Raw genomic sequence first — 20365 nt, 5'->3', positions numbered from 1 at the left:
GCCGCTTCATTCATGCCTGTAAAAGCAACAGCGAGAATACTGACGATCACCGGGGCACTGGCCGGTGGAGCCGTTACCTCGCAGGCGCCGGAATTTGCCCAGCAATACCGCCAGCGCATCGGCGGCGCCCTGCAGGAATTGCAGGCCGTGGTGGCCGATTTCGACAAGGACGCGGCTGCCAGCCAAATGACGCGAGAAGGAGCACTGACGCGCTATAGCCGTTCCTCCGACAAGTTCGTGCGGGACCGCGGTGCTTCCATGGACAAAGTGCTTTTGCGGTATGACCGTCTGGAGCAACAGCGGCAAGCGCTGGAAACAGCCATTCCCCTGATGAAACCCCTGCATGTCATACAATATGCCGACCCTGCCCTTGTCGAAGGCACGTGGGAGGACTTCAGGCCTGCTGTTCCGCTTACTGCCGAAGGTGGCGCTTACGCTGCCGGCGGCGCAGTGTCCGGCTGGTTGCTGATTGGCCTGGTATTCGGGTTTTTCGGGTGGATCTGGCGCGCACTGGCCGGCAGGAAGAAAAACGACATTGTGATCGAGGACCCCGCCGTCAGAATGGAGACGGGCGAGGCGGCCGGTGCCGGAATCGAGCCCGCAAACACTGTCCTGACCCCGCCGTCCGGCGTCAAATCCGCTCAGCCCACCAGCCTTCTGGAAAGGCCGCCGGCATCATCGCGGCAGGGTGAGTAGAGCGTGTCAGGTTTAAATGGAATCATTTGAACTTGGTTCCTTGCCCTTCGGGCAGCGTCGGAAAATACTAACAGTGCCTGCACTGCGTCGCATTTTCCTCCTTGCCGAAGACAAAACTCCCGGCGTTCAAACGATTCCATATGAGCGTGAAAGGCTCTAAATCCTGCATTGCGGGTTGGCTTTCTTCAGCCTTCGAGCACTTTCACGCCGGGCAGTTCCTTGCCTTCCATCCATTCAAGGAAAGCGCCGCCGGCGGTCGATATATAGGTAAAATCCTCTGCAACACCGGCATGGTTGAGCGCCGATACGGTATCACCGCCACCAGCAACGGAGATGAGCTTTCCGGCCTTTGTCAGTTCGGCTGCCTTTTTTGCGGCAGCGACCGTTGCGGTGTCGAAAGGTTGGATCTCAAAGGCGCCAAGCGGGCCGTTCCAGACCAGGGTGGCAGCTTCCTCGAAGGCCTTTTCGATCTCCACTACCGACTGGGGTCCGGTGTCCAGGATCATCGCATCGCGGGGGATGGCGCCCACCTTGGCCACATGATTTTCCGCACCGGCCTTGAACTCGCTGGCGACGACGCCGTCAACCGGCAGAAGGATGCGGCAATTCTGATTTTCCGCCTCAACGAGGATGTCGCGGGCCGTGGCGGCCAGATCGTGTTCGCAAAGCGATTTTTGCACATCATGTCCCTGGGCGGCCAGAAAGGTGTTGGCCATGCCGCCGCCGATCACCAGCGTGTCGACCCGGGCAACCAGGTTCTTCAACAGGTCGAGCTTGGTTGAGACCTTTGCGCCGCCAACAACGGCAATAACGGGATGTCTCGGATTGCCGAGCGCCTTGTTGAGGGCTTCAAGTTCGGCCTGCATGGTGCGCCCTGCAACGGCAGGCATGTGACGGGCCAGGCCCACGGTGGAAGCATGGGCGCGATGGGCAGCGGAAAAGGCATCGGACACGAAGATGTCGCCATTGGCGGCGAGCGCCGCAGCGAATTCGGGGTCATTGCTTTCTTCGCCTGCGTGAAAGCGGGTGTTTTCAAACAGCACGATCTCGCCATCGGCCATCTGCGAGACGGCGGCCTCGGCCATTGGGCCGATACAGTCGGTACAGAAGGTAATGTCACGGCCAAGCGTCGAGACGACTGCCGGAATGATCTGCGCCAGCGACATGGCAGGCTTGATCTCACCCTTGGGCCGTCCGAAATGGGCAAGCAGGATCACCTTGCCGCCCTTGTCCGCGATCTCGAGGATCGTGGGTTTGACGCGCTCAACGCGGGTCTTGTCGGTCACCGTCCCGCCGTCCATGGGCACGTTGAGATCGACGCGCACCAGTACACGCTTGCCTTTTACGTCTACATCATCAAGGGTCTTGAAATTGCTCATGGCAGTTTCCTAGGGATCGTTGAGGTCATCATCGCCACCGGAGGCCTTGTTGACGCCGATCCAGGTGGCGGTGCCGCGGCCATCGTGCGGGTTTGCGTTAAGGTCGTCATGGCGCTCGTCGCGCCGGATTGCGTTGCGGGACAAGCGGGTAATGACCAGTGCCAGCACCACAATAAGCACTGCAGCGGCGAGGAACACCGGAATAAATGCATCACCGGTCATCTTTGTTCCTGCCGCGAAGCCGTGGCCAGGCGTAAAGATAACCCAGAATGCCAATGGCCAGGATGAGCGCGGCGATATCGATCCAGGTGACCATGCCGCCGCGCTGCTCCAGAGCCTAGATCAGCTTGCTCATGGCGACGGCAGTGTCGCTCATGCGGTTTGAGAAGCCCCACTCATTGTCGTACCAGGTCAGGATCGAGCACAGATTTCCGTCCATGACCTTGGTCTGGTCCATGTGGAAGATCGAGGAACGCGGGTCGTGATTGAAGTCGATCGAGACGTTGGGATCGTTGGTGTAGCCTAGAATGCCGTTCAACGGTCCGTCCGCAGCTTCCTTGATCGCCGCGTTGATCTCCTCTGCACTGGTATTCTTCTTGGCGATGAACTTCAGATCGACAACCGAAACATTCGGCGTCGGCACGCGGACCGACATGCCGTCGAGCTTGCCGTTGAGGTCAGGGAGGACGAGTCCCACTGCCTTGGCGGCGCCGGTCGACGTCGGGATCATGCTCATGGCGGCAGCGCGCGCGCGGTAAAGATCCTTGTGCATGGTGTCGAGTGTCGGCTGGTCGCCGGTATAGGAGTGGATGGTCGTCATCATGCCTTTTTCGATGCCAATGGCATTGTGGAGCACGAAGGCTACCGGAGACAGGCAGTTGGTGGTGCAGGATGCATTGGAGACGACCATGTCGTCCTTGGTCAGCGTGTCGTGGTTGACACCATAAACGATGGTCTTGTCGGCACCGGAAGCAGGGGCTGAAACAAGCACGCGCTTGGCGCCGGCTTCCAGATGCATGGAGGCTTTCTCCTTGGAAGCGAAGATGCCGGTGCACTCCATGGCGATGTCGATGTCCATTTCCTTCCAGGGAAGGTTTTTGGGATCGCGCTCGGCCAGCACCTTGAAGCTCTCGCGCCCGATGTGAATGCGGTCGCCGGATACCGTGACCTCGCCGGGAAACTTGCCATGGACGGAGTCATAGCGCATCAGATGAGCGTTGGTTTCAACCGGGCCAAGATCGTTGATGGCGACGATATCGATATCGTCACGGCCCGACTCGAAAATTGCGCGGGCGACGTTGCGGCCAATGCGGCCAAATCCGTTGATGGCTATACGAACTTTCTTCGACATGTTCCCTCCGGTTGGAAAGCGGCGATTGAGAATAGTTGTGCGTAACAAGCACGGCACAAGGAAATCCGCGCCGTTCATAATCCTTTGTGGAAGGTAATGCCACCCGGTGTCGTGTACCTGAAACGATTTTATCGGCGCGAATCTTCACGCCGTGCACAGATGAACTGCCGCACAGGGGGAAAAGCTGCCATTCGGCCAGGAAACGGACGTTTCGCGCAAGTGATGCTTGCGGGCGTTTTCAGTTGCCCAGTTTTTCCTTCGCAGCGCCGGCAACCGCCTCGGCGGTGATGCCGAAGTGTTCGTAGAGTTCCTTGTAGGGGGCGGAGGCGCCGAAGGTGGACATGCCGACAAAGGCGCCATCGGCGCCTATAAAGCGTTCCCAGCCCTGGGAGACGGCAGCTTCCACCGCGACGCGCACCGGCGCCTGGCCCAGTACGTCCCTGCGATATTCGCCGCTCTGTGCCTCGAACAGTTCGAAACAGGGAACGGATACCACACGGGTGCCGATGCCGTCTGCCTCAAGCAGCTTCTTGGCCTCCATGGCGATCTCGACCTCGGAGCCGGAGGCAAACAGGGTGACCTGCTCCTCGCCGTCGCAGGCCGAAAGCGTATAGGCGCCCTTGGCCGACAGGTTTTCCTTGCTGAACTCCGTGCGCAGGGCAGGCAGGTTCTGGCGGGTGAGCGCCAGGATCGATGGCGTGCTTTCTGCCTCAAGCGCGGCCTGCCAGCATTCGGCTGTCTCCATCGTGTCGCAGGGGCGCATCACATACAGGTTGGGAATGGCGCGCAGCGAAGCTATCTGCTCGACCGGCTGATGGGTCGGGCCATCTTCGCCAAGCCCGATGGAATCATGTGTCATGACGTGGATGACGCGAATGCCCATCAGGGAAGCCAGGCGGATTGCCGGACGGCAATAGTCGGCAAAAGCAAGGAAGGTGCCCGAATAGGGAAGAATGCCGCCATGCAGCGCCATGCCGTTCATGGCCGCCGCCATGCCGTGTTCGCGGATGCCGAAATGGATGAAGCGGCCGGAAAAGTCGTCCGGCGTGATCGGTGGCGTGTCTTCGGTTTTGGTGTTGTTGGAGCCGGTCAGGTCTGCCGAGCCGCCCATGGTTTCCGGCACCACCTGATTGATGGTCTTCAGCACCGCCTCGGAGGATTTGCGGGTCGCCATGGTTGGTGTGTCGTTCGCAAGCTGCTGCTTGAGTTCTGCCATGGCATCGGCGAATGCGCTGGGCAGTTCACCGCGCATGCGGCGTTCGAACTGGCCCTTGATTTCGGGGTCGAGCGAGGCGAGCTTCTTGTCCCACTCCTTGCGCTGCTGGCCGGAGCGAAGGCCGGCGATGCGCCACAGATCAAGAACCTCGGTGTCGACCTTGAAAGGACCGCATTTCCAGCCCAGCGCTTCGCGGGTAGCGGCAATTTCTTCTTCGCCAAGCGGGGCACCGTGAACGCCCGAAGTGCCGGCCTTGTTGGGCGAGCCATAGCCAATCACCGTCTTGCAGGCGATCATGGTCGGCTTGGGCGATGTCTTGGCCTTTTCGATGGCCTCGGAAATATCGGCATGCTTGTGACCGTCGATGCGCAGCACGTTCCACCCGGAAGCCTTGAAACGGGCCATTTGGTCGGTCGAGTCGGAAAGGGATACCTTGCCGTCGATGGTAACATCGTTGTCGTCCCACAAGACGATCAGCTTGTTGAGCTTGAGGTGGCCGGCGAGCGAAATTGCCTCTTGTGAAATGCCCTCCATCAGACAGCCATCGCCTACCAGGCAATAGGTGTGATGGTCGACCAAATCGCTGCCGAACTCGTCTGCAAGCTTGCGTTCTGCGATCGCCATGCCCACGGCGTTGGCAATGCCCTGGCCGAGCGGGCCGGTAGTGGTTTCGATGCCGGCAGCATGGCCGTATTCGGGATGGCCTGCGGTTTTCGAGCCGAGCTGCCGGAAGTTCTTGATCTGCTTGATGTCGATGTCTTCATAGCCGAGCAGGTACAGGGCTGAATAAAGCAGCATCGAGCCGTGACCGGCCGACAGAACGAAACGGTCGCGGTCGGCCCAGTTCGGTTCCTTGGGATCGAACTTCATGTGCTCGCTGAACAGAACGGTGGCGATGTCGGCTGCGCCCATGGGCAGGCCGGGGTGGCCGGAATTGGCCTTTTGCACGGCATCCATGGAAAGGAAGCGGATTGCATTTGCCATTTCTGGCAGTTTTGCCTTGTTGTTTTTCATCGTTAACCGTCTTGTTGGAGAAAGGTCATCGGGTCGCTTCAGGTAATCGGCATCCGATCGGGTGTGGGTGGCCGGCCTTGCCGCTTCGCACTGGTTGCGCCGGCGGGCAAATGCCCCGAAATTCGCGCGGACTCATATCAGGTGCCTTGGCGGAGTCAATTGCGTGCCCGGCAAGCCCCGGGCTGTTGCGGGAAGCTTTTTTGCCCAGCGCCTTTGGGTAGTGTTCCACAGGCTGGGCGTTGTTTTTGCCGGAAGCTGGCCCCACTGATTGACGTTTTCTTTGTCCAGCGTCTAATGTTTCAGCGGTAACCGATTGTCATTGTGGCGATTCGGCGGGTTCTGGTAATGCGGACAGGCTGGCGTTGTCCTGACGGGGCGGGAAAACAGGAAAGCGGCAACGGAAGTGGCCTGTGGTAACGGGGATTGATGAGCGGCAAACTCATGCCATCGCTGGAAAAACTGGCAAGCGCCGTTTTAGCGCTTGAGGAAGCGGTTGACGCCCGTCTCGACCGCGAGGCTGCATTGACGGGTGCCGAAGCCGAAGTTCAGCGCATGGGGGCCGACCGGGCACGGCTGGCTGAATCCCTCGACAATGCAGAGGCACGGGCCCAGCAGCTTGAAGGCGCCAACCGCGAAGTCTCGCGCCGGCTGGTCGATGCGATGGAATCGATCCGCAGTGTGCTCGACCGCGGCGGCAGCAAGCAGGAGTAACGCGTTTCATGGCCAGCGTAAGCGTCACCATCAATGGCAGAAACTACCGCATGGCCTGTGAAGAGGGCCAGGAACCGCATCTTATCGAGCTGGCGGGCAAGCTGGATTCCTATGTCGGCCAGTTGAAGGGCTCTTTCGGTGAAATCGGCGACCAGCGGCTAACGGTGATGGCCGGGATCATGGTGACCGATGAACTGGTCGAGATGGAGAAGAAGATCGCCAAGCTTGAAGATGAGCTTGCCTCCTACCGCGACAAGACCTCGAATGTGGTGCAGGCAGCCAGCGCCAGCGAGGAGGAGGCGGCAAAGAAGGTCGCTGAAATCGCCGAGAAGCTCGGCGAACTTGCAAGCAAACTCTCCGGCAAGGGTAAAGCCACCGCATAACATCGTGCCACCGGCTGCCGCCCTTTCTACGCTCTTGCATTTTGTACAATCACATATCCTCCGCCAGCCTCGTTTTTGTCGTTGCGCAAACAAAATGGCGGCTTTTGCCTATTTCACTCTGGCGGCGGCGCCCTGTCCGCATTATATGTGCGGCCGGCGGGCTGCGTGGTGCGTGAGACAAACAATTCCCGGGGCCTTACCGATCTCTAAGGGAGCTGTCCCTGACCGGACCCGTGGGTTCGGATACACGGCACCCACCTACTTTGTAGGTTCCCGGGATCGAAAACGTCTCACGGCCAAGGCGGCTCGCCCCGATTTCTTTTCAGGGCAGGCCTTTCGCAATGGACGCACGGCCACTTTCGGGCGGCTGAAGGAAAGGGCGGAGGCAGAATGAACCTGGGTGAGGAAAAGGCAAAGCTGCGCCAGCAGGTGCTCGCCCGGCGCGATGCCATTGATGCAATGACGCGCATCGAATACAGCCTGAAAGCTGCAGACATTGGTGCTGCCAATCTGAAAACCCGGCCGGGCATGGTGGTTTCCGGCTTTTTCCCCATTCGCTCGGAAATTGATGCAAGGCCCCTGATGGATGCCTTGCGCCAGCGCGGCGTGCGGTTGTGCCTGCCGGTCGTGCTCGACAAGACCACCATCGTATTTCGCGAACTTGTCCGGGGCGGTGAACTGGTGCCGACAGGTTTTGGCACCAGCGGCCCGGCAGAAGACGCCCCGGTGGTTGATCCCGAACTGCTGATCATGCCGCTGTCGGTATTCGACCGAAGCGGCGGGCGGATCGGCTATGGAGCGGGACACTATGACCGGGCTATTGACCGGCTTGTTGGAAAGGGTATCACCCCCAGGCTTGAAGGGCTGGCCTTCTCCTGCCAGGAAGCGGAGGCCGTGCCGGTGGAAAAACACGACCAGCCCTTGCATGCCGTCATTACCGAGCGTGAGTATATTGTGACTGGCCGGTGATCCGGCTGGCACGATAGAATGGACATGATTGCCGGGGCGGGCGCGAAGGATATTACATGCGGTTGCTTTTTCTTGGAGACATGGTGGGCCGCACGGGTCGCATGGCGGTGTTCGAGCAACTACCGGGCCTCATCCAGTCTCTGAAGACCGATTTTGTCATCGTCAACGGTGAAAACGCCGCCAACGGCTTCGGTGTTACCCAGGCGATCTTCGATGCAACCCTGGAAGCCGGGGCCGATGTGATGACAACCGGCAATCATGTATGGGACCAGAAGGAAGCGCTTTCTTTCGCCGGTGGGGAGGAGCGGTTTCTGCGTCCGGCAAATTACCCTGCCGGTACGCCGGGACGCGGCGTTAACATCTATGAGGCGCGCAATGGCGCACGGGTGATGGTGATGAACCTGATGGGCCGGGTCTTCATGCATCCTGAACTGGACGATCCGTTTGCCTGTGGGGAAGCGATCCTTGCCGATGGACCGCTCGGCGTGGCCGCCGATGTGGTGTTCGTGGATTTTCACGCGGAAGCGACATCGGAAAAGCTGTGTTTTGCCCACTTTGCCGATGGCCGGGTCAGTGCCGTGGTCGGCACGCACACCCATGTGCCGACCGCCGACCATCAGATTCTTCCCGGCGGTACGGCCTATCTTTCCGATGCGGGGATGTGCGGTGATTACGATTCTTCCCTTGGCATGGACAAGGAAGAGCCGATCAACCGCTTTATCTCGAAGATTCCCAAGGGGCGTTTTGAGCCGGCATCGGGTGAAGCGACGCTAAGTGGTGTGGGAATGGACATTGACGAACAGACCGGGTTGGCAACCCATATTGCTCCGTTGAGGATCGGTCCCAGGCTTGAGAACACCCTGCCGTGGCGGGATTAGCTGATCATCTGAACCTGCATCACGGCGCTACCGGGGCACGGGTTGCTATGCAGGGCGATGAAAACCGTTTAGCGTGGTGATGGGGGCGATGATGCAAATGGAGTTTTTGCGATGCCCCGCTTTGCCCGTATCTGCCTTTGCCTGGCAGGCTTTTTCCTTTTCGTGATGCCGGCGTTGGCGCAGTTTCCGCCTGACATGGTCTGGTCCTACAGCCAGTACAACGATCCGGGCAATAAGGGCCGCATGACGTCTACCATTGTGATCGGGGTTCCCGAGACCGACCATGTGGTCGGCAGGGCCGATTGCTTTGCAGGCTCCACGGCCGGTCTGCCAGTGCTCGAACTTGCTGCCGAGACACGCAATGCAGCGCAGGGGGCTGTCACCGGGATCGAGTTTTTTGCCGATGCCGGGCCGATCTTTTTTGAAGGCACCGTCAAGGCGCCGCTTTCGGAAGAGGATTATCCGGGCGTGCGCATCCGGCCGGACATGGCCGATCCGATCTGGCAGGTGCTGATGCGCATGGCCACCATGACCTACCGGGTGAACGGAATTGACATCAAAATTCCGCTGAACGGCAGCCGGCAGGCGATTTCCGCCTTTTTGTCCGATTGTGCGGCCTATCACGGCCAGTTCAATCCAAACAGCAATGCGCAGGGTGGTGTCGATCAAGGCGGGCAGCAGCCGGTAATCCCTGCCAATCAGCCTTTCGATCCGCGCTGGGCAACCTGCGACCAGCTTGCAAACGAGGTTTCACGCAATTCCGACGTGCCGGTGCGCATGACCTTCATCAATCGCAGCGAGGGCTTTCGTGCGGTTTACTGGATTGGGTTTGATGGACAGCCCAGGGAATATGCAGCGCTCAATCCGGGCGAGCGATTTTCCATCGACACCTATATGACCCATCCCTGGATGTTTACCGACGGGCCCGGCAACTGCATCGAAATGTTCATGCCGCAACCGGGTGTTTCGGTTTTCAACATCACCGCGCCAAACCGTGATTTCGGTCCGGAGTAAGCAACCGGCGCAGACAAGAAAATGCCCGCCGGGGAATCCCGGCGGGCTGATTTTTTCATGAAAGCTCCAGCGTTCAACTGCCTTGCTTGCGCACCTCATTGAGTCCCAAGACCAGGCTGAATGCCATGGCAAGCAGCACAATGGTGAAGGGGAAACCGGTGGAAACCGCCATTGCCTGGAGTGCTGTCAGCGCACCTGCTCCGCCGACCAGCAGGAGGGTTGCCGCGACAACGCCTTCGAACGTGCACCAGAAAACGCGCTGGGCAACCGGGGCGTCGGTCTTGCCGCCGGCGGTGATCGTATCGATCACCAGGGAGCCGGAGTCCGACGAGGTGACGAAGAACACCAGCACCAGCACGATGCCAAGGAAGGAGGTGATACCGGCCAGCGGCAACGGCTTGAGCATCTCGAACAGTTTAAGTTCAAGTGCTGCGTCCTTAACCGGTGCAGCAGCATCCTGCATGACCTGATGAATGGCGGTGCCGCCAAAGGCACCCATCCAAACAATGCAGACTAGGGTCGGGATGACAATCACGCAGAAGACGAACTCGCGCACCGTGCGGCCGCGTGAGACGCGGGCGATGAACATGCCGACAAAGGGTGACCAGGAAATCCACCAGGCCCAGTAGAAGGCGGTCCAGCCCTGGGAGAAGTTGGCGTCTTCACGGCCAAACGGCATGGACAGGGGAAGCAGTTCCTTGGCGTAGGCAACGCCGCCCGAGACGATGGTGTCGATGATCGTGGCGGTGGGACCGACAAGGATCACAAACAGCATCAACAGGGCTGCAAGCGCGATGTTGATCTCCGACAGAACCTTGACGCCGCCATCCAGGCCGCGCAGCACCGAGATCAGCGCCAGCGCGGTAATGCCGGCGATCAATATCACCCGGGCGAGATTTCCGGTTCCCCAGCCAAACAGATAGTTGAGACCGGCCAGCGCCTGTTCTGTGCCGAAACCGAGCGAGGTTGCAAGACCGAACAGCGTGGCGAAGACCGCCAGCGTGTCGATGATGTGACCCCACCAGCCCCAGACCCGTTCACCCAGGATCGGATGAAAAGCCGAGCGCAGGGTAAGCGGCAAACCACGGTTGAAGGAAAAGAAGGCAAGCGACAGCGCCACTACCGCATAAATTGCCCAGGGATGCAGTGCCCAGTGGAAGATGGTGGCCGCCATGCCAAGGTTCCGGGCAGCTTCAGGATCTCCCGCGGCTGCACCCAGCGGCGCCCAGTCGGTGCGGGCGCCACCGTCTGCAGCAGTTCCGCCAAGGGACGAAGCATAATGGGACATCGGCTCGGATACCCCGAAGAACATCAGCCCGATGCCCATGCCGGCAGCAAACAGCATGGCAAACCAACCGATGTAACTGTAGTCGGGGGTGGCATCATCGCCACCGAGGCGAATTTTGCCGAAAGGCGTCACCATGAGGAAGATGCAGAGCAGAACGAAAATGTTCGCAGCGCCCAGGAAAAACCAGTCGAAGGTCGACGTCAGGAACGGCCGCAGCCAGCCGAAGAATTCCGTCGCTTCTGCCTGGAACATCAAGGTGACCAGTACGAAGGCGACAATCGCCAGGCCGGAAATCATGAAGACCGGGTTGTGAATGTCGAGACCAAACGGGTTGATGTTGTGTTGGCCGATCTCGAAATCGGTCTCCACCGGATGTGGCGCTTCCGCGCCAGCGGTGTCAGAATCTGCCATGCATTGTCCTCCCGGATCTGATGTTGATATGCCAGTTGTTCTGGCATTGCATTTTGGCACTTACGCAAACAGGTACGAAAGCTGTTCTTGGTGCCTGTTAGCCGTAAGGTGTAATACCATGGTTGCAGGCGCCAGTTTAGGGTGTTCGGATAACGACATCGTGGATAACTTATTTTTTTATGTAACTTGCTGATATTGTTTTATAATTTTTCAAGATTAGTGTTTTCAATGCGGCATGCTGGTTTACCGCTGCAAGGCTCATTCTCTGACTGACATCGCTGTTGGGCGACGGCGTTGCCGGCATGTTCGTGATGCAAATGGCCGAAGACCCAGACCGCCAAACCCATGTCGGCAGCGGCCTTCAGCGGCCTTCCTGCCTGAGTTCGGCTTCCTCCACCTTGATCAACTCGAAAATACGCTTGGTCATTTGACCGCGCAGGATTTCGTTTTCATCGATGTTGAAGTGGTCGATGCCCTGCAAGCGCTCCTTGACGTTGACGTTCTTGTAGGCGCCTTCGAAGTCCTTTGAGGCGGTAATCAGGTTCTGGCCGCGCCGCTTGGGCAGATAGTAGTTGATGGCGTCTTCAACGTAATTCGTCACCGGCAGGGGTTCCACGGCATCAAGCATCACCATGTACTGCACGGCAATTCCCTCTTGGCCGATCATGGTCGCCAGTTTGGGCGATGCCCCGGCACCCAGGGAGTGTCCGATGATGACAATGGGATAGGTCAATTTTCCCTTGCGGCTCTTGGCGATGAGCTGCTGGCCTATTTTGTCCCAGTCCTTGTGATTGTGCACGTAGCTGTAGACACCGTATCTCCTGAGTTCCTCCGACAATGTGTCCAGACCGAGCGAAAAGATGTTGGCCAGGCCGCGCAGGAAGATGACTTCGCCGGGCCGTTTGGGGACAAAGGACTGGTTGGCTTTGGCAGCAGGGGCTCCAAACAACACTGTGGCCAGCGCGGCCGCGATCAGGATGCCGGCAGGGCTGCGGCCAGTAAATTTTAAGCGGGCAAGTACGGTATGCAGCATGGGAGGCGGTCTCGGCATGTCAAATGGTTCCCGGCCTCCGAGTATGGACAAAATGTCAGATAGTTTTCAACCGTCATCCGGCATGGCCTGCCGGTACCGGCTGGCAAAAGCCTGGTGAAGCGGCTCGTAGCTCTCCGGTTGCCCCTCAAAACGCAAGGCTTGCGGATCGGCCCGGAAGCCTGCCTGGGCCGATTTCAGCCAGATGTGACCGACAGACTCCAGAAGGCGGATGTTGTCGAGCGAGCCGCCCTTGATGCTGACCACGGCCTCGGGGTCTTTGCGGTGGGTACCCTGGTGGAAAACCCGGGTGCCACATTGCGGGCAGAAATGGCAATTGGTGGTGTTTCCCGAGTCGGTCTGCCGCGCCCAGATTTTCAGGTCTCCGGTGAGTTCAAGCGCATTGCGCCGCGACAGCAGGGAAAGACCGTGCATGCTGGCGGACTGTTTCTGGCACTCGGTGCAATGGCATGCGTAGAGAGTCAGGGGAAAGTCCGTGAGGGTGTAACGCACCTGTCCGCACTGGCAGCCGCCGTGCCAGGGCAGGGGTGGAAGGGATTGTGAGCCGGCCAATTGTCTTCTTCCTGTTGTTGTCTGGACGCGGAACGGGTTTGGCGTTTATAAGCGCCGCGGTTTTTCATCGTGGACCGTTTGAGCTTTCAGGCAAAACGTGACAACGGTTCTGCGGACAGCTTTTGTCCCCCAAATCAGGTTTTTCGCGTTCCAGCAAACCTGAGTTGTGTAATCAAGGTCTGTGAGGTGCGCCGTGGCCGGCCATTCGAAATTCAAGAACATCATGCACAAGAAAGGGCGTGCGGATGCCGCCCGCTCGAAACTGTTTTCGCGCCTGTCGAAGGAAATCACCGTGGCGGTGAAAATGGGCGGCGGTGTGACCGACCCGGACATGAACCCGCGTCTGCGTCTGGCGATCCAGAACGCCAAGGGCCAGTCCATGCCCAAGGACAACATCCAGCGGGCCATGAACAAGGGTGCGGGCGGTGACGGCGAGGACTACAAGGAGATTCGCTATGAAGGGTACGGGCCCGGCGGCGTTGCCGTCATCGTGGAGTGCCTGACCGACAATCTCAACCGTTCAGCTTCCAATGTGCGGGCAGCCTTTACCAAGTTTGGCGGGGCGCTTGGTGAAACCGGCTCGGTCTCCTTTATGTTCGACCGCAAGGGCGAGATCAAATATCCCTTTTCTGCCGGGTCCGAGGACGCGGTGATGGAGGCGGCGATCGAGGCTGGCGCCGAGGATGTGGAAAGCGATGAGGAGGAAGGCCACACCATTCTGTGTGCTTTCGAAGATGTCGGCGACGTTTCCAAAGCGCTGGAGGAAAGCCTGGGCGAGGCCGAATCGGTCAATCTCATCTGGAAGCCGCAGAACCTGACGCCTGTTGACGGTGAAAAGGCCGGCACGCTTATGAAGCTGGTAGGGGCGCTGGAGGAAGATGACGACGTCCAGAACGTGTTTGCCAATTTCGACATTTCCGATGAGGAGATGGAAAAGCTGTCCGCGTGACCGTTGGCAGGATGCCTGAGCGTTCCCGCACACTGCTTGCCTTTGCCGCCCTGCTGGTTTTCGGCTGTGCCTGGGGTGCCACGCAGCCGCTTACAAAGGTTGCCGTTTCCACCGGTTATCAGCCTTTTGGCCTCATCTTCTGGCAGTTTTTCTATGCGGTTGTGCTGCTGGGGGCGGTTATTGCGGCAAAGCGGATCGCGGTGCCGATCGACCGGCGCCATCTGGTTTTTTATACCGGCATCGCGCTGATCGGCACTGTGCTGCCCAATTCGTTCGGCTATCTGGCGGCGGCGCGGTTGCCGGCTGGCATCATGGCGGTGGTCATCACGACCGTTCCGATGTTCTCGCTTATCATCGCGCTATTGCTGGGCAATGAACGGTTCCGCCTGTCGCGCTCGCTGGGTATCGTGCTTGGCGTCTCCGCCATGCTGCTGATTGCATTGCCGGAGGCAAGCCTGCCCGCAGCGGGGCTCGCGATCTGGGTGTTCGTCGCGCTGATTGCGCCATTTTGTTACGGCATTGAAGGCAATTACGTTGCCATGCAGGCGCCGCGGCGGCTGAATCCGCTTGCTGCGCTTTGGGGAGCGTCGGTCATCGGACTTGTTTTCATAACGCCGCTGACGGTTGTAAGCGGACAGTGGATCGATCTTTTCAAACCATGGCAGGCACCTGAATGGGCGATGCTGGGAACGGCGATTGCCCACCTTGTTGCCTATACGGGCTATATCTGGCTGGTGGGATTTGCGGGTGTGGTGTTTACAGCGCAGATTTCCTACGTGGTGACGCTGGCCGGCATTACCAATTCGATTGTGTTTTTAGGCGAGAGCTATTCGCCCTGGGTCTGGCTGGCAGTTGCGCTGATGCTTGTGGGGCTTTCGCTGGTTCAGCCGGCGGGCAAACTGCCAGATGCCGGGGAGGCGGCGTGAACAACCTTATGAGACTCCACATCTAGCGCAGCACAGTGTCAAAGGCCGGCAGGGAGGTGATGGCGGCTGCAAGGATGATGATGAAGGCAACACGGCGATAGGCAATCTCGCCCGACCTGCCGAAAAGCCGGGCACCGATAAGCAGCCCGGCAAGATAGAAGGGCATGGCGCCGGCCCCCTTGATCAGCCCGTCCACGGTGAGAATGCCAGACAGGAAGAGGCCCAGGCCCAGCGCGCAATCGGTCAGGTAGAGGAATACCATGGTGTTTGCCCGCACGATGGCAGCCTTCAGCCGAGCCGCCATCCAGTAGACGATTGCGGGCGGACCGGGCAGGCCGCAAGCGCCGCCTGTAAAGCCGGCAACGCCGCCGACAAGAACTTCGACCGTTCGGCTTCGGGGGCCTTCATAGCGCCAGCCGGACCACAAAATGGCTACTGAAAGGGAAATCAGAAAGGCCAGTGCCCAGCGCAGGGCAACAGGATCGCCGAATTTCAGCACGGCAAGGCCGACGGGCAGAATGACCAGGAAACCGGCAAAGCCGGGAAGCAGGCTTCTCCATTCAACCCGCCGGAACTCGGGAATGACGACCGGCAATGCAACCGTGGCGTCGATCAAAAACACCAGTACAACCGCTGTCTGCGGTGAATAAATGGCGGCAATGACCGGCATGAGGATCATCGATGTGCCAAAGCCGGAAAAGCCGCGAACCAGACCGGCAATCAGACAGGCCGCCAGGATGATCTGGTAACCGTAATACGCATAAAGATCGGCCAATTGCGCCATCATACGACATCAGTAGGCAGGTACGGCGCGAAGCAACATGCCCAAACAGGCAGGAAATCTGTGGCCAGATGGCGATTGGTTGTTTCTGTTTTGTTCACATTTTCGATGCAGGATGAGCTTAAAGGGGCTAAAGTGCACGAATGACGGAAACGATTCGCATTGCCGGCATTGATCCGGGGCTTCGGTTCACCGGCTGGGGCATTATTGACGTAACGGGTTCATCGCTGCGGTTTGTCGCTGCCGGCACGGTAAAATCCGATGCCAAGCTGGCGCTTGCTTCCAGACTTTGCCAATTGCATGACGGACTGTCCTCCGCCTTGCACACCTATCTGCCGCAGGAAGCGGCGGTGGAGGCGACCTTTGTCAATCGCGATGCCTCTGCCACGCTGAAACTGGGGCAGGCGCGGGGCGTAGCCATGCTGGTGCCGGCCTTGGCAGGCCTGCCGGTTTCAGAATATGCGCCGAATGCCGTCAAGAAAACGGTGATCGGCACCGGCCATGGCGACAAGCGGCAAATTCGCATGATGGTCTCCACGCTGCTTCCAAAGGCGCACTTTGACAGCGATGATGCCGCGGATGCATTGGCAATCGCCATCTGCCATGCCAATAATCGCGGTGCGGCGGCACTGGCGCGCCGGGTCGCAGCGCTGTAATTTCGGTCGAAGCATTTCATGAAGCATACCCCCTACGATGGTTCCCATCCGCTGTTTCGCATCGGGCTTGCGCCGCTCGATCTTGCGCAGTGGCTGGAAGTCGACGATCAGCTTGATGCCTATCTTGATGAAAAGGCCCGGTTGCGTGAGCGCTATCCCGGCAAGGTGTTTGCAGCCGAAAGCGATACACAGCCAGCCCAGGTGGAAGTGCTTTCGCTGTTGCTTGATCATTTGAGCGAGCATCACCGCGATACGCACATTATCAGCGATAATGAGGTTCGCGCCGGGACCCACACGGTTTTTCTTTTGGAAGACGAGCCCCCGCTGCAAACGGCATCGAAACTGGTACAGGAAGATCTGGTGCTGATGCGAAAGGGCGATGTCGGCTGGCGGCTGGCGGCAGCTTCGCTGTGTTTTCCCTCCTCCTGGTCGCTGATGGAGAAATTCGGCAAGGTGATTGCGGATGTTCATGCGCCGGTACCTGGCTTTGCTGCCGGCACGCGCAATGCCATGCTGATCGAGCGTATCTTCGATCAGTTGGTTGTCGAACAGCCGGTGCGGCGGATGAACTGGTCGGTCTATTCCGATGATGAATTGTTTCATGATGACCGGACGGCCGAGCATCTCAAAAAGCGCGATTTTGATGCCGGTATCTTTTTGCGGACGGAATATCAGACCCTGCGCAAACTGCCGCAAAGCGGCGACATTCTCTTTACCACACGGATTGATGTAGACCCGTTCGAAGCGCTTGGAAATCATCCGGAGCGTGACCGGATTTGCCAGGGGTTCATCACTTCCCTTGAGCAGCTTGATGCGGCGCAGCTTGCCTATAAGGGGCTCACGGAAAGCCGTGACCGGTTGATCGGTGAAATCCGGCTCTTGGCTGGGGAAACGAGCGCTGTCTTGTAACAAGGCAACGTTGTTTGTTCTTGACTTGTTCTATTCTCTGTGAAAGTAATACCAAGCAGGTATTACTTTGTACGGAGCACTGCCATGCGCGTAACCGAAAAGGGTCAGGTTACGATTCCAAAGCATATTCGCGAGCGCCTCGGCATTGGGCCGGGCAGTGAAGTCGAGTTTGTGGAGGAAAGCGATGCGGTGCGGCTGGAGCGCAAGACGGAAGACAAGACTGCAAAAGAACTGGCGTTTGACCGGGCAATCGAGCGGTTTCGCGATACAGGTCGAATCGGCCTGAGTACGGAAGAATATATGGCCCTCATTCGCGACCGGGATATCCCGCTTCCGATGAAAGAGACACAGCGGAGCGGTTTCAGTGAAGACGCTGATTGATTCCAACGTCATCATCGACGTGATCAACAATACCCATCACGCCGATGCTGTCATTGCCATGATGCGTAGCGAAAGCATGGCGGACCGGTCTGCCGTTAATCCGGTCGTGTGGTCGGAAGTTGCTCCGGAGTTTGCCAATGGCGACGATCAGCAACGCTTCTTCTCCGATCTTAATCTTGCGCGGGTTGATCTGCCGTTTGAAGCGGCACGGGAGGCCGGCATCGCGCACTTCAGATACCGGCGCGCCGGTGGTACACGGAGCAGAATGCTGCCAGACTTTCTGATCGGTGCGCATGCAGCGGTTGCAGGATATGCCATCCTGACTCGCGATGTTGCGGTTTACCGTCATTACTTTCCGGACGTTGAACTGCTCGTGCCTGGAGGCGAAGTTCCATGATCGGAAAACTCACCGGGATGCTCGATTCGGTCGGCGAAGATCATGTGATCATCGATGTTAACGGCGTTGGCTATGTGGCCCATTGTTCATCGCGAACGCTGCAGGGCCTGCCGGGCGTGGGCGAACCCCTGACCCTTTCGATCGAGACTTATGTGCGCGAGGACATGATCCGGCTGTACGGCTTTCGGGACGATCTGGAGCGCGACTGGTTCCGCCTGCTGCAAAGCGTGCAGGGGGTGGGGGCGAAGGTGGCGCTTGCCATTCAATCCACGCTGTCCCCATCCGATCTTGCCTCCGCCATCGCCCTGCAGGACAAGTCGATGGTTGCCCGTGCGCCGGGTGTGGGGCCGAAAGTGGCCGGGCGGATTGTTGCCGAATTAAAGGACAAGGCGCCGGCCTATTCAGGCACTGCCGCCGCTGAAATCGGTCTGCAGGCTGATATCGGGTCCGGCCATGCCTCTTCCAACGTCGCTGACGCCGTCTCCGCGCTCACCAATCTGGGCTATTCCCCGCAACAGGCTTCCGGCGCAGTAGCACGGGCACTGAAGGATGCTGGTGAGGATGCCGACAGCGCATACCTGATCCGGCTTGGGCTGAAGGAACTGGCAGGGTGATTTTCTTGCCTTGGTGAAGATTTCTTACTATGTTAAAAAGTAAGGAGTTTAACAATAAGTAAGGAATTTTGATAAGGTGGATAATGGGTGCGAGGGCAAAAATCACTGACAAGGGGCAGATCACCCTGCCCAAGGAAATACGGGATCGGCATGGGTTGAAGCCCGGCGACCATGTGGAGTTTGTTCTGATGAACGGGCACTATGTACTCTTTCCCAAAAATGTGAAGATCGGTGATCTGGCTGGCATTCTTGGGAAGCCACCTTCCGGGGAAAGTCTTACGTTGGAACAGATTGACGATGCAATCGGTGAAGCGGTTGCTGCCGACGATGAACGCATATTGCGGGAATGGCGTGAGCGCAATTCATGAAGGCTGTGGACACCAATGTATTGTTGCGCTTTTTCGTCGAGGACGAGAACCTGCAACAATCGATGCTCGCGAGGAAGCTCATGCAGGCGGCCAGCCCGTCGGATCCGGTTTTTGTTCCGGGCGTCGTGACGGCCGAAACCGTATGGGTTCTGCGCCGCCGGTTGCGTTATCCGCAAAAAGTGGTTTGTGCACTTTTGAGAACAGTACTTTCATCTGCCGGCATCTTGTTCGAGCACGGTGATGAATTGTTCCGATTGCTGACAGCAAACCCCGATTCTTCAGGAGATATTGCCGACAATCTTGTCGTCTTGTCGGCAAAAGCAGCAGGATGTTCCAGTATTTATACCTTCGACAAACGCGCCGCACGATCGGTACCCGGCATGGAGCTTCTTGAATGAGCGAGCAGGATGCCTCCGGGCGCATCATCCATGGTGAAAAGCGCGGCGAGGATGCAGCAGCCGACATCGATCTGTCGCTGCGGCCGCAATCGCTCGACGATTTTACCGGCCAGAAGCAGGCACGGGAAAACCTGAAAGTGTTCATCGAGGCCGCCAAACAGCGCGGCGAAGCGCTCGATCATGTGCTGTTTGTCGGCCCGCCGGGACTTGGCAAGACGACACTGGCGCAGATCATGGCCAGGGAATTGGGGGTCAACTTCCGCGCCACATCGGGCCCGGTGATTGCCAAGGCGGGCGACCTTGCCGCTCTGCTGACCAATCTGGAAGAGCGCGATGTGCTGTTTATCGATGAAATCCACCGGTTGAACCCCGCGGTGGAGGAAATTCTCTATCCCGCGATGGAGGACTATCAGCTCGATCTGATCATCGGAGAAGGGCCCGCGGCCCGCTCGGTGAAGATCGATCTGGCGAAGTTCACGCTCGTGGCGGCGACGACCCGGCTCGGCCTGCTGACGACCCCCCTGCGCGACCGGTTCGGTATTCCGGTTCGGCTTAATTTTTACGAGGTTGGCGAGCTTGAGCAGATCGTCACCCGGGGCGCCAGGATCATGAGCCTGCCACTATCAGCCGATGGCGCAACGGAGATCGCCCGCCGCTCACGGGGAACCCCGCGGATTGCCGGCCGGCTTTTGCGCCGGGTGCGCGATTTTGCCAATGTCGCGGGCGCTGAAATGGTCGATGCGAAAGTGGCAGACGAGGCGCTGACACGGCTTGAAGTCGATGCCATGGGCCTTGACCAGCTCGATGCGCGCTATCTCAACCAGATCGCCAGGAACTTCGGTGGCGGGCCGGTGGGCATCGAGACGATTGCCGCCGCCCTGTCAGAGCCGCGTGATGCCATCGAGGACATCATCGAACCTTATCTGATCCAGCAGGGCTTTATCCAGCGCACCCCGCGCGGGCGTATCCTCACATCCAGGGCATGGAAACATCTTGGCCTGACGGCGCCCGCCAACATGACAGCAGCGCAAATAGGGTTGTTTGATGAGGGGTCCGAAACCTGAGTGTCAATG

General features: G+C 58.8%; 24 protein-coding genes and 1 other RNA gene. 17 read left to right on the top strand and 8 right to left on the bottom strand.

Translation table 11 applies throughout. The annotated features are described in order from the left end of the window. The first annotated feature begins 12 nt into the window (after positions 1-12). Positions 13-696 carry a DUF2937 family protein gene (locus BVL55_RS13005; protein WP_075997259.1) on the top strand — a complete coding sequence of 228 codons (684 nt, stop codon included), beginning with the start codon at positions 13-15 and terminating at the stop codon, positions 694-696. Positions 697-881: 185 nt separating this feature from the next. On the opposite strand, the gene BVL55_RS13000 is transcribed toward BVL55_RS13005, so the two are convergent. The 4 genes from BVL55_RS13000 to tkt all read right to left on the bottom strand — a co-directional run bounded on the left by BVL55_RS13000 (position 882) and on the right by tkt (position 5656). After that, on the bottom strand, positions 882-2075 hold the full coding sequence (locus BVL55_RS13000) for a phosphoglycerate kinase (protein ID WP_075997258.1): 1194 nt from the start codon (positions 2073-2075) through the stop codon (positions 882-884). A 9-nt stretch (positions 2076-2084) separates the two neighbouring features. Then, a complete protein-coding gene (locus tag BVL55_RS12995) occupies positions 2085-2297 on the bottom strand; it encodes a hypothetical protein (RefSeq protein WP_075997257.1) in 213 nt (70 codons plus the stop codon). 115 nt (positions 2298-2412) lie between these two features. After that, positions 2413-3426, bottom strand: coding sequence for a type I glyceraldehyde-3-phosphate dehydrogenase (gene gap / locus BVL55_RS12990; RefSeq protein ID WP_075997256.1), 1014 nt, complete (start codon positions 3424-3426; stop codon positions 2413-2415). Positions 3427-3664: 238 nt separating this feature from the next. Further along, positions 3665-5656 (bottom strand): transketolase, encoded by a 1992-nt coding sequence (tkt, locus tag BVL55_RS12985; protein WP_075997255.1) that lies wholly within the window; start codon positions 5654-5656, stop codon positions 3665-3667. 426 nt (positions 5657-6082) lie between these two features. Between tkt and BVL55_RS12980 the strand changes: the two genes are divergently transcribed. From BVL55_RS12980 to BVL55_RS12955, 6 genes are all read left to right on the top strand, one after another. Next, positions 6083-6367 (top strand): DUF4164 domain-containing protein, encoded by a 285-nt coding sequence (locus BVL55_RS12980; protein ID WP_075997254.1) that lies wholly within the window; start codon positions 6083-6085, stop codon positions 6365-6367. Positions 6368-6375: 8 nt separating this feature from the next. Further along, entirely contained in the window at positions 6376-6750 is a 375-nt protein-coding gene (locus BVL55_RS12975) for a cell division protein ZapA (RefSeq protein ID WP_075997253.1), read from the top strand. 155 nt (positions 6751-6905) lie between these two features. Continuing rightward, positions 6906-7062: non-coding RNA, 6S RNA (gene ssrS, locus BVL55_RS12970), on the top strand. Between the two features lie 78 nt (positions 7063-7140). Then, positions 7141-7719 (top strand): 5-formyltetrahydrofolate cyclo-ligase, encoded by a 579-nt coding sequence (locus BVL55_RS12965; RefSeq protein WP_075997252.1) that lies wholly within the window; start codon positions 7141-7143, stop codon positions 7717-7719. Positions 7720-7775: 56 nt separating this feature from the next. Beyond that, positions 7776-8597, top strand: a complete 822-nt coding sequence (locus BVL55_RS12960) for a TIGR00282 family metallophosphoesterase (protein WP_075997251.1) — start codon at positions 7776-7778, stop codon at positions 8595-8597. A gap of 111 nt (positions 8598-8708) precedes the next feature. Beyond that, positions 8709-9611, top strand: a complete 903-nt coding sequence (locus tag BVL55_RS12955; RefSeq protein ID WP_075997250.1) for a VHL beta domain-containing protein — start codon at positions 8709-8711, stop codon at positions 9609-9611. 73 nt (positions 9612-9684) lie between these two features. On the opposite strand, the gene BVL55_RS12950 is transcribed toward BVL55_RS12955, so the two are convergent. The 3 genes from BVL55_RS12950 to BVL55_RS12940 all read right to left on the bottom strand — a co-directional run bounded on the left by BVL55_RS12950 (position 9685) and on the right by BVL55_RS12940 (position 12913). After that, positions 9685-11310: a BCCT family transporter gene (locus BVL55_RS12950; protein ID WP_075997249.1), complete on the bottom strand. Its 1626-nt coding sequence runs from the start codon at positions 11308-11310 to the stop codon at positions 9685-9687. Positions 11311-11671: 361 nt separating this feature from the next. Beyond that, positions 11672-12361: a thioesterase domain-containing protein gene (locus BVL55_RS12945; RefSeq protein WP_156892548.1), complete on the bottom strand. Its 690-nt coding sequence runs from the start codon at positions 12359-12361 to the stop codon at positions 11672-11674. 48 nt (positions 12362-12409) lie between these two features. Next, positions 12410-12913, bottom strand: coding sequence for a GFA family protein (locus BVL55_RS12940; RefSeq protein ID WP_075997247.1), 504 nt, complete (start codon positions 12911-12913; stop codon positions 12410-12412). A gap of 193 nt (positions 12914-13106) precedes the next feature. On the opposite strand from BVL55_RS12940, the gene BVL55_RS12935 reads away from it, so the two are divergent. Next, positions 13107-13862: a YebC/PmpR family DNA-binding transcriptional regulator gene (locus tag BVL55_RS12935; RefSeq protein ID WP_075997246.1), complete on the top strand. Its 756-nt coding sequence runs from the start codon at positions 13107-13109 to the stop codon at positions 13860-13862. 11 nt (positions 13863-13873) lie between these two features. After that, positions 13874-14788: a DMT family transporter gene (locus BVL55_RS12930; protein WP_075997245.1), complete on the top strand. Its 915-nt coding sequence runs from the start codon at positions 13874-13876 to the stop codon at positions 14786-14788. 22 nt (positions 14789-14810) lie between these two features. Here BVL55_RS12930 and BVL55_RS12925 read toward each other — a convergent pair whose 3' ends face one another. Continuing rightward, the gene (locus tag BVL55_RS12925; protein WP_083649533.1) at positions 14811-15575 is read right to left on the bottom strand and encodes a sulfite exporter TauE/SafE family protein; all 765 of its coding nucleotides are present in this window, start codon (positions 15573-15575) and stop codon (positions 14811-14813) included. Between the two features lie 137 nt (positions 15576-15712). Between BVL55_RS12925 and ruvC the strand changes: the two genes are divergently transcribed. The 8 genes from ruvC to ruvB all read left to right on the top strand — a co-directional run bounded on the left by ruvC (position 15713) and on the right by ruvB (position 20356). Then, positions 15713-16225 (top strand): crossover junction endodeoxyribonuclease RuvC, encoded by a 513-nt coding sequence (ruvC, locus tag BVL55_RS12920; protein ID WP_075997244.1) that lies wholly within the window; start codon positions 15713-15715, stop codon positions 16223-16225. 18 nt (positions 16226-16243) lie between these two features. After that, positions 16244-17134 (top strand): heme-dependent oxidative N-demethylase family protein, encoded by an 891-nt coding sequence (locus tag BVL55_RS12915; protein WP_075997243.1) that lies wholly within the window; start codon positions 16244-16246, stop codon positions 17132-17134. Positions 17135-17218: 84 nt separating this feature from the next. After that, the gene (locus BVL55_RS16285; RefSeq protein ID WP_083649532.1) at positions 17219-17515 is read left to right on the top strand and encodes an AbrB/MazE/SpoVT family DNA-binding domain-containing protein; all 297 of its coding nucleotides are present in this window, start codon (positions 17219-17221) and stop codon (positions 17513-17515) included. Next, positions 17499-17912 (top strand): type II toxin-antitoxin system VapC family toxin, encoded by a 414-nt coding sequence (locus BVL55_RS12905; RefSeq protein ID WP_075997242.1) that lies wholly within the window; start codon positions 17499-17501, stop codon positions 17910-17912. Before BVL55_RS16285 ends, BVL55_RS12905 begins: the two co-directional genes overlap by 17 nt. Continuing rightward, on the top strand, positions 17909-18526 hold the full coding sequence (ruvA, locus tag BVL55_RS12900; protein ID WP_075997241.1) for a Holliday junction branch migration protein RuvA: 618 nt from the start codon (positions 17909-17911) through the stop codon (positions 18524-18526). Before BVL55_RS12905 ends, ruvA begins: the two co-directional genes overlap by 4 nt. 83 nt (positions 18527-18609) lie before the next feature. Continuing rightward, complete coding sequence (locus BVL55_RS12895; protein WP_075997240.1) at positions 18610-18894, top strand: AbrB/MazE/SpoVT family DNA-binding domain-containing protein; 285 nt, start codon at positions 18610-18612, stop codon at positions 18892-18894. A gap of 23 nt (positions 18895-18917) precedes the next feature. Further along, positions 18918-19292 (top strand): type II toxin-antitoxin system VapC family toxin, encoded by a 375-nt coding sequence (locus BVL55_RS12890; protein ID WP_162841509.1) that lies wholly within the window; start codon positions 18918-18920, stop codon positions 19290-19292. Further along, a complete protein-coding gene (gene ruvB / locus BVL55_RS12885; RefSeq protein WP_075997238.1) occupies positions 19289-20356 on the top strand; it encodes a Holliday junction branch migration DNA helicase RuvB in 1068 nt (355 codons plus the stop codon). Before BVL55_RS12890 ends, ruvB begins: the two co-directional genes overlap by 4 nt. Positions 20357-20365: the final 9 nt, after the last annotated feature.

This window comes from Salaquimonas pukyongi, from assembly GCF_001953055.1.
GTDB lineage: Bacteria > Pseudomonadota > Alphaproteobacteria > Rhizobiales > Rhizobiaceae > Salaquimonas > Salaquimonas pukyongi.
Note: the sequence above shows the minus strand (reverse complement) of the source record. Positions and strands in the feature narration are given on the sequence as shown.

Bases quoted from the DNA above. Each gene is read 5' to 3' on its own strand.
- BVL55_RS12955 (WP_075997250.1), top strand. From the start codon at position 8,709: ATGCCCCGCTTTGCCCGTATCTGCCTTTGCCTGGCAGGCTTTTTCCTT.
- ruvA (WP_075997241.1), top strand. From the start codon at position 17,909: ATGATCGGAAAACTCACCGGGATGCTCGATTCGGTCGGCGAAGATCAT.
- BVL55_RS16285 (WP_083649532.1), top strand. From the start codon at position 17,219: ATGCGCGTAACCGAAAAGGGTCAGGTTACGATTCCAAAGCATATTCGC.
- BVL55_RS12965 (WP_075997252.1), top strand. From the start codon at position 7,141: ATGAACCTGGGTGAGGAAAAGGCAAAGCTGCGCCAGCAGGTGCTCGCC.
- BVL55_RS12980 (WP_075997254.1), top strand. From the start codon at position 6,083: ATGAGCGGCAAACTCATGCCATCGCTGGAAAAACTGGCAAGCGCCGTT.
- BVL55_RS12945 (WP_156892548.1), bottom strand. From the start codon at position 12,361: ATGCCGAGACCGCCTCCCATGCTGCATACCGTACTTGCCCGCTTAAAA.
- BVL55_RS12960 (WP_075997251.1), top strand. From the start codon at position 7,776: ATGCGGTTGCTTTTTCTTGGAGACATGGTGGGCCGCACGGGTCGCATG.
- BVL55_RS12930 (WP_075997245.1), top strand. From the start codon at position 13,874: ATGCCTGAGCGTTCCCGCACACTGCTTGCCTTTGCCGCCCTGCTGGTT.
- BVL55_RS12975 (WP_075997253.1), top strand. From the start codon at position 6,376: ATGGCCAGCGTAAGCGTCACCATCAATGGCAGAAACTACCGCATGGCC.
- BVL55_RS12915 (WP_075997243.1), top strand. From the start codon at position 16,244: ATGAAGCATACCCCCTACGATGGTTCCCATCCGCTGTTTCGCATCGGG.
- gap (WP_075997256.1), bottom strand. From the start codon at position 3,426: ATGTCGAAGAAAGTTCGTATAGCCATCAACGGATTTGGCCGCATTGGC.
- BVL55_RS12925 (WP_083649533.1), bottom strand. From the start codon at position 15,575: ATGATGGCGCAATTGGCCGATCTTTATGCGTATTACGGTTACCAGATC.
- ruvC (WP_075997244.1), top strand. From the start codon at position 15,713: ATGACGGAAACGATTCGCATTGCCGGCATTGATCCGGGGCTTCGGTTC.
- BVL55_RS13005 (WP_075997259.1), top strand. From the start codon at position 13: ATGCCTGTAAAAGCAACAGCGAGAATACTGACGATCACCGGGGCACTG.
- ruvB (WP_075997238.1), top strand. From the start codon at position 19,289: ATGAGCGAGCAGGATGCCTCCGGGCGCATCATCCATGGTGAAAAGCGC.
- tkt (WP_075997255.1), bottom strand. From the start codon at position 5,656: ATGAAAAACAACAAGGCAAAACTGCCAGAAATGGCAAATGCAATCCGC.
- BVL55_RS13000 (WP_075997258.1), bottom strand. From the start codon at position 2,075: ATGAGCAATTTCAAGACCCTTGATGATGTAGACGTAAAAGGCAAGCGT.
- BVL55_RS12995 (WP_075997257.1), bottom strand. From the start codon at position 2,297: ATGACCGGTGATGCATTTATTCCGGTGTTCCTCGCCGCTGCAGTGCTT.
- BVL55_RS12950 (WP_075997249.1), bottom strand. From the start codon at position 11,310: ATGGCAGATTCTGACACCGCTGGCGCGGAAGCGCCACATCCGGTGGAG.
- BVL55_RS12895 (WP_075997240.1), top strand. From the start codon at position 18,610: ATGGGTGCGAGGGCAAAAATCACTGACAAGGGGCAGATCACCCTGCCC.